Source organism: Nocardia rhamnosiphila NBRC 108938 (assembly GCF_000720425.1).
GTDB classification, from domain to species: domain Bacteria; phylum Actinomycetota; class Actinomycetes; order Mycobacteriales; family Mycobacteriaceae; genus Nocardia; species Nocardia rhamnosiphila.
The window spans coordinates 248,936-261,136 of record NZ_JOAJ01000005.1 but is presented as its reverse complement, the minus strand read 5'-3'; the positions used below and the strand labels follow the sequence as shown (position 1 = coordinate 261,136).

The following is a 12,201-nucleotide window of genomic DNA, read 5'->3' as shown; positions in this document are numbered from 1 at the left end:
CAGAGGAGCACAGCCATGCCGACATTCGAGACGCCGGAACCGATCGCCGTCACCGTCGAAGTACTCTCCGGCGAAGTCACCGTCACCGCCGCCGACCGCACCGACACCGTGGTCACGGTAAGGCCGGCCGACGAGTCCAAGAAGGGCGATATCCGCGCCGCCGAACAGACCCGGGTCGATTTCACGGCCGGTGCCCTGAGCGTGATCACACCGCGGGATTGGCGGACCTACACCCCGTTCGGCGGCAATCCGTCGATCGTGGTGACCATCGAGGTGCCCACCGGCTCCCGGTGGAAGGGCACCGCCGCGGTGGGACGGCTGGTGGGCACCGGCGAACTCGGCCGGTGCGATCTGGAGGTGGCCGCCGGCGATATCGTCGTCGAGCGCCCGACCGATTCGGTGACCGCGAAAACCGCCAAGGGCAATATCCGCATCGTCGAGGCAGTACGCGGGGAACTGCGGTTGGAGACATCCATGGGCGAACTCGAAGTGGGTATCGGCCCGGGCAGCGCGGCCCGGCTGGAGGCGGGCGCCCGGCACGGCACGGTGCAGAACCGGATGGAACCGGTCGACCCGGCCGAGAGCCACCGGAACATCGTGCGGGTGTATGCACACAATTCCTACGGCGACATCATCGTCCGGCACGCGAGCGTCGTCTGAACATCCGGCACGTGCACAACGAGTAATACAGGCGGGCCTTCCCGTAGGGACGGCCCGCCGCGTTGCGGTATCCAGCCCCGCCCGGCCGGAACATTCGTCCAATACATCCCTGCCCGCCGCGGCGATGCTGGCATCCGTATCCGGAAACGACCCGTTCCCGGATCACCGGACGGGTGGCGACCACGCCACCCGACTGCACAGCAGGAGAGCCATGTACGACGTCAGCGGCAGTGTTCGTCCACCGCGGAGCAGGCCGGTCCGCTCGGAGGACACCGGATCACGGCACGGTTGCCATACGCGCACGGTGCCGGTGCGGCCGATCGGTACGCGACGATGACCACCACAGCGGCCGCGGCGGTCGGTGAAGACCGCGCACCGGGCCCCGTGTCGGCCCCGGAGCGCGCCACAGTGCCGCTGCTCCGGCCCTATCTGCGAAGTTTCGTGACCGTGGTGGTGCTCCACATCGTCGGCGCGGTGGCCGGTCTGGCGCCGCTGCTGGCGGTCGTGGAACTGGGGCGGACCCTGTTGTCGCCCGGGCCGGTCGATCACGAACACGTGCGGTTCGTGGTGATCGCGGGCGCGGGCGGCCTGCTCGTGCGGCTGCTCTGCTCGGCGGCAGCCGCCGGAATCGGGCATCTGCTGGACGGCCGGGTCCAACTGGCCCTGCGACGGCAGCTGGCCCTGCGGCTGAGCCGGGTGCCGATCGGCTGGTTCTCCCGCCGCCGCACCGGCGAACTCGCGAAGGTGGTGGGCGAGGATGTGGCCGCCGTCCATCCGTTCATCGCCCATACGCCCGGTGAACTCGTCGCCGCGTTCGTCGTGCCGCTGGTATCGCTGGTCTATCTGTGCACCGTCGATTGGCGGCTCACGCTGATCACCCTGATCCCGGTGCTGCTGGCGGTGGCGGTGGTCCCGCTCATGATGACCCCGGCGCGGCTGCGCGAACAGGAGGAGTTCGACGCGGCCATGGGCCGGATCTCCAACTCCGTGGTCGAATTCGTCCAGGGTATCGCGGTGGTGAAGGCATTCGGCGGGACCGAACGCGCGCACCGCGAATTCCTGGTGGCGGCAGAGGCGTTCGTCGCGGTATTCCTGCGCTGGGTGCGCGGGATGTCGGTGCTCGCGGCGGGGATGCAATTGGCGCTGTCCCCGCCGTTCGTGCTGGCGGTCGTCCTGACCGGCGGCGCCGCGCTGATCACCTCCGGTGGCCTCGCTCCGGCGGACCTGTTGCCGTTCCTACTGCTGGGGCTGGGGTTGACCGCCCCGGTCGCGGCCCTGGGGCACGGCTTCGACGATGTGCAGGCGGCCCGGCGCGCGGTCACCCGGATCCGGGAGGTGCTCGCGCAGCCGGCGCTTCCGCAGCCCGCGCGGCCGCGCCCACCGGCCGGTCACCGAGTGGAGCTGCGCGGGGTCCACTTCGGCTACGAGCCCGGCGGGGAAGTGCTGCGCGATATCGACCTGGTGTTGGAACCGGGTACGGTCACCGCGCTGGCCGGGCCGTCGGGCAGCGGGAAATCCACGCTGGTACAACTGCTACCGCGTTTCTTCGACCCGACCCACGGCGCGATCACGCTGGGCGGGGTCGACCTGCGTGAGCTGGCCGCCGCGGACCTCTATCGGGCGATCTCCTTCGTCTTCCAGGATGTCCGCCTGTTGCGCGCGTCGGTCGCGGACAATATCGCGCTCGCGGTGCCGCACGCCGACCTCGACGCCGTGATCCGCGCCGCGCAGTGGGCGAACATTCACGATCGCATCCTCGAACTGCCACACGGGTACGACACGATCCTCGGTGCCGAGGCGGGGTTGTCCGGTGGTGAGGCGCAGCGGATCGCGCTGGCCCGGGCGCTGCTGGCGGATACCCCGGTTCTCGTGCTCGACGAGGCGACCGCCTTCGCCGACCCGCGGACCGAACAGGCCGTGCGCGCCGCGCTGGCGGCCCGGCCCGGCGAGCGCACGGTTCTGGTCATCGCCCATCGCCCGGAGACCCTCGCCGATGCCGACACCGTCGTCCTGCTGGAGAACGGGACGATCGTGGAGCGCGGCAGTCCCGCCGAACTACTGGCCCGGGGTAGGAAGTTCGCCGCGTACCAGCGGTCCCGGCACCCCCTGTCCGACGAGAGTGTCACCCTCGGTGACCTGCCGCGAGGAGATTCCCGATGATCCGGATGCTGTTACGAGTGCTGGGACCCGAATACGCCCGGCCGGTGCGTCGCACCGTGGCCCTGATGACGGTGACCGCGGTCGCCGAAGGTTTCTCCTACGCCCTGCTCGTCCCCGTGCTCCGCTCCCTGTTCGGGAGCACACCCGCGGATGCGCGGCCCTGGCTGATCGCGTTCGCCGTCACCGTCGTGTTCTACGGTGTGCTGCGCTATCTCAGCGATCTGCGCGGTTTCCGGGTCGGCACCGCCCTGCTGCTGGGCCTGTACCACCGGCTCGGCGATCATCTGGCCCGGTTACCGCTCGGCTGGTACGGCACAGGCCGGGTCGGGCACGTCTCGGTACTGGCCGGTCGCGGCGTACTGGACGCGATGGGAGTGATCGCGCATCTGCTCGCACCGTTCATCTCCGCCTGGGTGACCCCGCTGACGATCGTGGCGGTGATGCTCGCCTTCGATTGGCGGATGGGCCTCGCCGCACTGGCGGCCGCACCGGTCGTGGCGGCGGTCCAGCTGCGGGCGGGACGTGCCGCGACGGCCACCGACGAGGAACGCCACCGCCGGGACCAAGAAGCCACCGCCCGAGTTGTCGAATATCTGCAGGCCCAGCCGGTGCTACGGGCCGGCGGGCGGAGCGGGGAACGCTTCGGGCTGCTCGACGACGCGCTGCGCGGCATCGAGCGCGCGAGCCGTCGTTCCACCCTGGCGGCACTGTCCGGCGCGGTGGGCACCGCGCTGACCGTCCAGGCGATGTTCACCGCCCTGCTCGCACTCGGCGCCTACCTGGCCCTCGGCGGCGATATCGGTGCCGCGGAACTGCTGACGATTCTGGTGCTGGCCGCGCGCTGCGCCGATCCCCTGCTCTCGCTCTCGGAGATCGGCGGCCGGTTGCGCAGTGCGCGTTCAGTGCTGACGGGACTGGACGAGCTACTGCGCACCGAACCACTGCCGGAAGCCGCCGAACCGATCCCGCCGGCCGGTCACGGCCTGGAGTTCGAATCCGTGGTTTTCGGGCACGGGCAAGGGACCGTGATCGACGAGCTGTCGCTGTCGGTGCCGGAGGGGCAGCGGCTCGCCGTCGTCGGCCCCTCGGGTGCGGGTAAGAGCACGGTATTGCAGCTCATCGCACGATTCCACGATGTGGACGCCGGAGCGGTGCGGGTCGGCGGTGTCGACGTGCGCGACCTCGAACCCGCGGTCGCCATGGCGCAGTTCGCCATCGTCTTCCAGGATGTGCACCTCTTCGACGGCACGATCGAGGACAATGTCCGGCTCGGCCGGCCCGATGCCACCGCGGCCGAGGTCCGGGCGGCGGCCGAGGCGGCCCGGTTGGACGAGGTGATCGAACGGCTGCCCGGTGGCTGGTCGGCCGCGGTGGGTGAAGGGGGCGGCCTGCTCTCCGGTGGCGAACGACAGCGGGTGTCGATCGCGCGAGCTCTGTTGAAGGACGCGCCGATCGTCCTGCTCGACGAGGTGACCTCCGCATTGGATCCGGTGAACGAGGCAGCCGTGCACGAGGGTATCGAGCGGCTCGTGGCGGGACGGACAGTCGTGATGGTGGCCCATCGGCTGAACACGGTCCGGCGGGCGGATCGGATCGTGTTCCTGGACAAGGGGCGGATCGTGGAGGAGGGAACCCATGAGGAACTGCTGCGCCGGGGCGGTCGCTACGCCGACTTCTGGGCGGTCTCCGACCGGGTGGCGGGTGAATGATCGCCGGCGGCGGCCGGACCTAATCGACCGGGCGGATCGCCGGACTGCACCCCTGGGTCATCGTGACGTAGGCGGCGAGATCCTCGATGCACATCATCTCGGGGTGGCTGTAATAGATCAGTTCGAACCGGCGCTGCCGCCAGGACATCGGGTCCATGCGACCTTCATGGCTCGTATCGCACAGCGCTTCGAGCCGGCCCAGATCGAACGGCTCCTTACCGCGGGCGTGCGCGTCCGCTTTGACGGCCGCCAAGCGCTCTGTACGTGTCAGATCCGCGCTGCCCCACACTCTCGCCGCGAAGCGGCGCGCTTCTTCGAGGTCCACTGACGCTCTCCTACCTGCCCGCGGGCCCGGTCCAGCCGGAAGGCTGGTTTAACCACGAGAAGTTCTGGGTACGAGTCTAGGCCGTGAACTGCGGTGCCGCATCGCCGATTCCCGTGCACGCCTCGAAAGCCCTGCGCACCCTGGGAATTCTACGGTCCGCGAGGCCTGGTCTCCGCGTATTCACCGTAGCCGACGCGGAAATCGAGGACGGCACGACCGGTGGGTACCGAGGCCCACATCATCCGGCGGCGCACGACCACCGGCGACCCGGCCGATGGGTCATCGGCGTTCGATGCGGACCTCACGCCACGGGGCCGGACCGTCCAGCAGCGCGGCGTCGCCGCCGGACAGGAACCGCTCGAAGAACGCCAGCGTGTACGCGGCGACGATCTCGTGACCGCGCGCGCCCCCGATCGGTCCCGAGAGACCGAGTTTCTCCGCCAACGGCGTCCACGCGGGGGCATCGGTGAAATTCACATGGAACATTCCCGGGATCTCCACGTGGTAGCCCTGTCCCGGCGGACTCGCGGCGAACACCTCGCGCTGGGTGGTGATCGTTTCGGTGATCTCACGGTCGGGCCAGCCGCCGCTGCGCTCGCGTTCGAGCAGAATGGATTCGGCGTCCCGGGTCAGCCACATACTCGGCTGCCGCGGCCCGGCGCGGACGACATCGGCGGGCATCGCGGCGTCCATCATCGAGCAGGCCCGCAGCCGCGGGTCGGTGTGGCAGGCCTGGCCGACCGTCATCGCACCGAGTGAGACCCCGAAGGCACCGGCCCGCTCCAGGTCGAGGCGGCCGGTCAACAGCCCCTCCGGATCGGCGGCGTTCAACCGGGTCAGCTGATCGAGCGCGAACCCGATATCCCGCGCCAGGTAGGGGATGAGTCCGTCGGCTAGTTCGGCATAGCCGAGCGCGGGAGCGGGAACGGCCGGGGTGAGGCTCTGCTGGACCGCCGGATACACCCGGTCCTTCGTCCACCCGGCGATCGTGCGACCGTCGGGGAACACGGTGACGGCGGAGGTATAGGGCTGGTCGAGGCCCACCACCACGAATCCGTGCGAGACCAGTCGCTCCACCTGGAACATATTGGACTGCCGGAATGCGTTGAGACCGGAGGCGAAGACCAGAACCGGGTAGCGGGGGCGGGCCGCCGCCACCGGCGGGCGCCGGGTGGCGTGCGTGGGAACCTCGTCCCAGAAGTCGAACACGAAACCCGGAGCGTCCAGCAGCGGGCCCGCGGCGGCCGAGAGTTCTTTCGCGTCCGCCACATAGGGCGCGGTGGGGGCATCGGTTCCGGACTCCGCCGGATACCAGACCTGCGCCATGAGCTCGCGGCGGGCGGCGGGGTCGGGGTCGAAGATCTCGCGTCGAGCGTCGTCGCGCCAGTGGTAGGTCACGGTACCGATCGCGTACGGACCACCGGGCTGCGGCAATCCGAACACCGGAGCCGCGATCGGCGTAGCCACCGAGACGGCGAAAAGGGCTGTGCCGACACCTATTGCGAGGGCACGTAACCATCCGGAAGGGTTGCCCGTACGGGCGGTCCCCAGCGCCCACACGACCGCCAGGGTCACCGACAGCGCGTAGGCCGGAACCATCGGCCAGCGATAACCGTCGGCGAGCAACTGGGCGCCGGCCGCGAGCGGCGCGAGCACGGCGATATGCCGCAGGCGGCGCGGCTTTCCGCGCCACGGCACCACCAGCGCGAGCAAGCCCGCGGCATTGGCCACCCACAACAGGATCTCGGCCGCCATCGACTCTTCCTTCCGGCGTATTCGTGGCATCGCGCCGGAAGACCCGCCGGCGCGGGCCCACTATCGAACGGCCGGCTCGGGACGGTCTAGGACGAATGTTCCCCAGGCCTGGTGGCGACGCTTGGAGAACGGGTTCAGCACCTTGCGCGTCAGCGCCGCGGGCGTGACACCGACGAAACTCGACATATCCCGGCCGAGATGGGACTGATCGGTATAACCGCAGGACGCGGCGATATCGGCGGCAGACCCGCCCGCCACCAGACCGTCGACCGCGTGCCGGAACCGGACCAGCATCGCGGCCCGTTTGGGGGTCAGCCCGATCTGGGCATCGAACCTCGCCCACAACCGCTTACGACTCCACCCGCAGGCATCGGCGAGCTCACCGATCCTGACCTGTCCGCGTCCGGTGACGATGCGATGCCAGCTGACGGCCACCTCGGGATCCACCGCGCGGGCCGGATCAGCGCGTCCGGCCAGGAAGTCCTCCGTGAGCGCGAACCGCTGTTCCCAGGTCGCGGCGGCGGCCAGCCGTTCCCGTAACAGCGCCGCCCGCGGTCCCCACAGATCAGTGAGGTCGACGACGGCGCCGTCCAGCTCGGCGGGCGCGACACCCAGCAGCGAATACGCCTGCACCGGAGACAGCCGCGCCTCGACACACGCGGGCCGCGCACCGCTGATCCGCATGGTCCCGCTGGTACAGCCCGCGATGAAGGCGGTGAACTCCCGCCGGCCGCCCGGCCCCTCGACGGTCAGCCCACTGCCCCCGAATTCGACCACCACGGTGACCGCCGGGATATCCGCGACCCGCAGATCCAGGCCGGACGCGCTGTGGTCACGAAAGCCGATCATCGCCGCACGGCGCCCCGGCACGACACGCGACGGCGGGCCGATCTCCCACTCGACGCCCGGATCGCTGTCCGACGAACTCACCTGCACACGACCAGGCTAACCGCACATTCCGCAGGTGAGCAGCCGCCCATTTCGTTACGCCGCGTCCACCGGAGCCCACATCGGCGCGGTCGATCCTCCGCACGGTCCGGAACACTCGAGATACACCGTGGTCGCGGGATATTCGGCGGCCACCAGCAGTCGCTCAGTGCACTCGGTGCGGCCGCAGAGCCCGCAGGTGACTCCGGACGCCGGGACGGTGGTGGACCGGCAGGAACGGTGGTGGACCGGCAGGTCGGCCCGGGTGAGCCGACCTGCCGGTCGCGGGCAGACGGCGGGCGCGCGCCGGGTGTACACGAAGTCCACCCGGGCCTCCGAGCCGCCGATGAGGTTCAGTTCGCCGCAGTGGTACCGCTGGTCCGGGTCGCGATACGGGTGCCCACCGGACGGTTGTCCGCCGGATTCGGCGCGGCACTGCACCGCCCGGCGCCCGGTGCAGGTCGGCTCGGAGGATTCGCCGGCGGCGGAAGCGGCCGTCCACCCCACAGAAATCGGTGCGAATCTGCTCAGGGGACCGATACCGGCCCGATCCCAGGCCACCGTGGGTGCGTAACCGCGGTCGGTGTGACAACCCCCGGGCGCGGTTGGCCGCACGTCGACATGGCGCCCCGGCCGATGTCTCGCGGCGACGGCCCGATGATCCCGGCGAGAAAAGCGGCATCCCTCTCTCCTGTCCAGGAGCGGTGCGTGCAGTCCGCGGCGCGGTATCCGATCATTGTCCGACCAGTAGCCAATATCGCCTGACCGCGGGCTGCTGTCAAGCAGAGGTGAGGTTCCGGAACGGCCACAGACCGGATAACTACCACATCAAGCGCATATTCGAACACTCCGAGCCACTCGCCACAGAGAGCGCGACAAAGGATTGCTAAAAATTTGCTTATTCGATACGGGTGAGCTTTTCCAGGCTGGTAAGGGAGTAGCTGCCGGTAACGGTCCGGTCGGCGGCGATATCCAGCACGATCACTGCCGGCGGCGATCCGCCGCCGAACACGACCACGCCCGGGTCACCGCCGGCCATGCGCCGGCGCACCCGGACACCGGGCAATCCGTGCCGGGCGATATTCGCGAACAGCGACCCGCCCGCGCACAAGTGCGGATATTCCGCTCGAAATGGCGGATGTCCCGCCGCCGCGGTTGCCCTAACTTTCACGGCGACGGCCGCGGAACAGAGAGGAATCCAATGGCTATCGCACCCACCTTCGATATTCAGCTCACGGAGGCCGATCTGCGCGAGCAGCTGCGCACCGATGTGCTCTGGGGTTTGTCCGGCCCCCGGAAATGGCTCCCCCCGAAATGGTTCTACGACGCCCGCGGAAACGCGCTGTTCGACCTCATCACCGGGCTGCCGGAGTACTATCCCGCGCGCACCGAACGCGCACTGCTGCATACCGCGGCCGACGAGATCGCCCGCCACGCCTCGGGCGCGACCGAACTGGTCGAGCTGGGTTCGGGTTCCTCCGAGAAGACCCGGCTGCTGCTGAACTCGCTCACCGCGCACGGCTCGTTGTGCTCCTACATACCGCAGGACGTCTCCGAAACCGCGTTACGGGCCGCGGCCGATTGGACCAGCGGCGAATTCCCGCATCTGTCCATTCACGGCATCGTCAGCGATTTCACCACCATGCTCGCGGCGCTTCCGCACGGCGGCCGCCGTCTGGTCGCGCTGCTCGGCGGCACCCTCGGCAATCTGCCGCCGTTCGAACGCACCGCTTTTCTGGGCGAATTGCACCAGGTGCTCGCACCGGGCGAACAGCTGCTCGTCGGGGTGGGCCTGGTCACCGATCCCGCCGTGATGATGTCCGCGTACAACGACGCCGCGGGGGTGACCGCGGAGTTCAACCGAAATATGTTGCATGTACTGAACGACCGGCTCGGCGCCGATTTCGATCCGCTCGCATTCGACCATCTGGCCGTGTGGGACCCGGACCTCGAATGGATCGAAATGCGCCTGGCGGCCACCGAGGCGATGCGGGTGACGATCCCCGATCTGGATCTCGTGATCGATTTCGCCGCCGGAGAACAGTTGCGCACCGAGATCTCGGCGCAGTTCCGGTTGACCGGTTTCCGCGCCGAACTGGCCACCGCCGGTTTCCGCATGCGTCACGCCTGGACCGACCCCGCGCAACGATTCGCACTGGTACTGGCCGACAGGTGAGCCGACCGCCCCGTCACCCCGGCCTCGCTCTCGACGTCGTCACCGACGCCCTCCGGTAGGCGCGGCGGTAGCGGCGCGCCCACCGGGGCCGGGTACTCGTGTCGATTCCGGGGCAGACCATCTCACCCGCGAACGACAACTTCGCCGTCCGCGGCAGGCACCCCGCGCTCTCGATACCAGACCAGCCCGCTCAGTACCGCCCCGGCGGCCGTCACCGCCGCGGCCACCGGATAGATGCTCCGCAGCCCGGCGGCGTCCATGGTGCGGCCGCCGAGCCAACCCGCCGCGGCCGCCGCGAGCTGGTAGGCCGAGGCGTTCACCGCGATCGCGAGCGTGGGTGCGACGGTGGCGGTCTGCAGGATGCGCGCTTGCATACCGGGCACCACGGCGAACGCCACAGCACCCAGTACGAACACCATCACTGCGACGGCTCCGGCGAGCCCGCCGACCGCCCAGGTGAGAAGCAGGGTCACCACCGACAGCACGAGCATGCCCGGCTGCGAGGACAACAGCGCACGATCGGCGATCCGGCCGCCGAGTAGATTCCCGGCGATGGCGCCGACCCCGTAGACCAGCAGCAACACGGGTACGGCTCCCGCCGCGAACCCGGCGATATCGGTGAGCAGCGGAGCGAAATAGGTGAACACCATGAGCGCACCCGTGTTGCCCACGGCGGTGACGGCGATGGCGAGTTGCACTCTGCGATCGGTGAACACCCGCAGCTCGGTCGGGACCGCGGACCGCGCGCCGGGCACATCGGCGACCCAGCGCGCCACCAGCAGCAGGCCGGCGAAGCAGACGGCGGCTATCGCGGCGAAGGTCGCCCGCCAGCCGTAGGCGGCGCCGACGACGGTACCCAGCGGTGCGCCCAGCACCATCGCCAGGTTCATGCCGAGAACCAATTTCGCGACCGTCGAACCCTGTTTCTCCGGTGGCTGCGCCGAGGTCGCGGCCACGATCGCGGTGGCGAAGAAGGTGGCGGTCACGAAGGCGGTGACCACCCGCGCGGCGAAGAGCAGTCCGTACACCGGCGCCAGCGCCGACGCCACGTTTCCCGCGACGGCCACCCCGAGTAGCGCCAGCAACAGCGGTTTTCTTCGGAACCGCGCCGTGAGCGCGGTGAGCAACGGGCCGCCGACGATCATGCCGGCGGCGTAGGCGGTGACGAGCAACCCGGCGGCGGGTACGGACACCGCCAGATCGTCCGCGATATCGGGCAGGATTCCGGCGACCACGAATTCACCGGTGGTGATTCCGAAGACACAGAGCATGAGGGAAAACAGATTCGGCTGCACAGCGACCCATCGATCCGTTCTTGCGCTTCCGCACGCGCGGAAACGACTGCAGTGGGAAGGGAATTGCTCAGCTGAACACCGCGCCGATCGATTTCGGCGCGGTGTGGATCCGCTCCCCAGCTTGCCCGCCGCATCGGCGCGGCGGCAACGATCTGACGATTCGCATCCGCGTAGATTGATAATATGTCCATTATCGATTCGGCGAATACAGCGGTTTCCAACGGTGACGATCCCACTCCGCACCAGCTCCGATTGCTGCTGATACTGGCCGAGGAATTGCATTTCGGCCGCGCCGCGCGCCGCCTCTATCTCACCCAGCCGGCGCTGAGCCAGCAGATCCGCGCCCTGGAGGACCGGTTACGAGTGCGGGTATTCCAGCGCACGAGCCGGCACGTCGAACTCACCGAGGCCGGACGGGAGCTGCTACCGCACGCCCGGCGCGTGGTGACCGCCGCCGACGACCTGCGCCGCGCGGCATATCATCTGGCCGTCGGCGACGACACACTGCGGATCGGGGTGTGCGAGGGCTTCGGCTCGATACCGGAGATCCGCGCTGTGCTGGACGCGTTCGCGAACCCGCAACCGCAGGTGCGGGTACTGGAAACCTTCACCGCACAGCTGACCGCCCTCGAACGCGGTGAAATCGATGCCGCCTTCGTCCATCTACCGGTTCCCGCGGGCCTCCACGCCCAGCCGCTCGTGGTGGAGCCCCGCCTGGCCTGCCTTTCGGCCACCGACCCGCTCGCCGCCCGCGACATCCTCTCTCTCGCGGACCTCGCGGAACACCCGGTCGTGGAGATGTCACCGTCCACCTTCCCCGAGGGTCGCGCGTTCTGGACCGCCGATCCCCGGCCGGACGGCACCCGCGCCCGGCCGGCCGAAAGCCACGGCAGCACTTTCGAATCCCTGCTGAATACGGTCGCGCTCACCCGGGCGGTCGCCTTCGTACCCGCGGCGGCGGCCCGGCTGTACCCCCGGCCCGACCTCGCGTATGTCCCGGTCACCGACCTGCCGCCCTGCACCTTCGCCTTGGTCTGGAACGAAACGACCGCGCATTCGCCGCGCTCGGAGCGATTGCGCGCGGCGGTGACCGAGATCGCCCCGCGCGACTGAGTGTGCTCGTGTCCGGGCAGGTCAGCGGAACAAGGCGAGGTGGCCGGGCGACCCACTGGGCGCCGTCCGCACGCACCGCGC

Annotated in this window: 10 protein-coding genes; 5 read left to right on the top strand and 5 right to left on the bottom strand. The window is 69.4% G+C overall.

What is annotated here, in order from left to right; genetic code table 11:
- Nucleotides 1–15: 15 nt before the first annotated feature.
- The 3 genes from IG75_RS0118935 (at nucleotide 16) to IG75_RS0118925 (ending at nucleotide 4,529) form a co-directional block, all read left to right on the top strand.
- Nucleotides 16–660, top strand: a complete 645-nt coding sequence (locus IG75_RS0118935; protein WP_030522741.1) for a DUF4097 family beta strand repeat-containing protein — start codon at nucleotides 16–18, stop codon at nucleotides 658–660.
- A gap of 333 nt (nucleotides 661–993) precedes the next feature.
- Nucleotides 994–2,820 (top strand): ABC transporter ATP-binding protein, encoded by a 1,827-nt coding sequence (locus tag IG75_RS0118930; RefSeq protein ID WP_030522742.1) that lies wholly within the window; start codon nucleotides 994–996, stop codon nucleotides 2,818–2,820.
- Nucleotides 2,817–4,529, top strand: coding sequence for an ABC transporter ATP-binding protein (locus tag IG75_RS0118925; RefSeq protein ID WP_030522743.1), 1,713 nt, complete (start codon nucleotides 2,817–2,819; stop codon nucleotides 4,527–4,529). The genes IG75_RS0118930 and IG75_RS0118925 overlap by 4 nt, the downstream gene beginning before the upstream one ends.
- Nucleotides 4,530–4,548: 19 nt before the next feature.
- Here IG75_RS0118925 and IG75_RS0118920 read toward each other — a convergent pair whose 3' ends face one another.
- The 4 genes from IG75_RS0118920 to IG75_RS0118895 form a co-directional block, all read right to left on the bottom strand.
- Nucleotides 4,549–4,854, bottom strand: a complete 306-nt coding sequence (locus tag IG75_RS0118920; RefSeq protein WP_063834167.1) for a hypothetical protein — start codon at nucleotides 4,852–4,854, stop codon at nucleotides 4,549–4,551.
- A gap of 279 nt (nucleotides 4,855–5,133) precedes the next feature.
- Nucleotides 5,134–6,609: an alpha/beta hydrolase family protein gene (locus IG75_RS0118910; protein ID WP_030522745.1), complete on the bottom strand. Its 1,476-nt coding sequence runs from the start codon at nucleotides 6,607–6,609 to the stop codon at nucleotides 5,134–5,136.
- A 60-nt stretch (nucleotides 6,610–6,669) separates the two neighbouring features.
- The gene (locus tag IG75_RS0118905; RefSeq protein ID WP_063834171.1) at nucleotides 6,670–7,539 is read right to left on the bottom strand and encodes a helix-turn-helix domain-containing protein; all 870 of its coding nucleotides are present in this window, start codon (nucleotides 7,537–7,539) and stop codon (nucleotides 6,670–6,672) included.
- An 895-nt stretch (nucleotides 7,540–8,434) separates the two neighbouring features.
- On the bottom strand, nucleotides 8,435–8,647 hold the full coding sequence (locus tag IG75_RS0118895) for a hypothetical protein (RefSeq protein WP_030522748.1): 213 nt from the start codon (nucleotides 8,645–8,647) through the stop codon (nucleotides 8,435–8,437).
- Nucleotides 8,648–8,737: 90 nt separating this feature from the next.
- On the opposite strand from IG75_RS0118895, the gene egtD reads away from it, so the two are divergent.
- The gene (egtD, locus tag IG75_RS0118890) at nucleotides 8,738–9,712 is read left to right on the top strand and encodes an L-histidine N(alpha)-methyltransferase (RefSeq protein WP_030522749.1); all 975 of its coding nucleotides are present in this window, start codon (nucleotides 8,738–8,740) and stop codon (nucleotides 9,710–9,712) included.
- 122 nt (nucleotides 9,713–9,834) lie between these two features.
- On the opposite strand, the gene IG75_RS0118885 is transcribed toward egtD, so the two are convergent.
- Nucleotides 9,835–10,983 carry an MFS transporter gene (locus IG75_RS0118885; RefSeq protein ID WP_030522750.1) on the bottom strand — a complete coding sequence of 383 codons (1,149 nt, stop codon included), beginning with the start codon at nucleotides 10,981–10,983 and terminating at the stop codon, nucleotides 9,835–9,837.
- Between the two features lie 207 nt (nucleotides 10,984–11,190).
- On the opposite strand from IG75_RS0118885, the gene IG75_RS0118880 reads away from it, so the two are divergent.
- Nucleotides 11,191–12,120 (top strand): LysR family transcriptional regulator, encoded by a 930-nt coding sequence (locus IG75_RS0118880; RefSeq protein WP_051714719.1) that lies wholly within the window; start codon nucleotides 11,191–11,193, stop codon nucleotides 12,118–12,120.
- The last annotated feature ends 81 nt before the right edge of the window (nucleotides 12,121–12,201 follow it).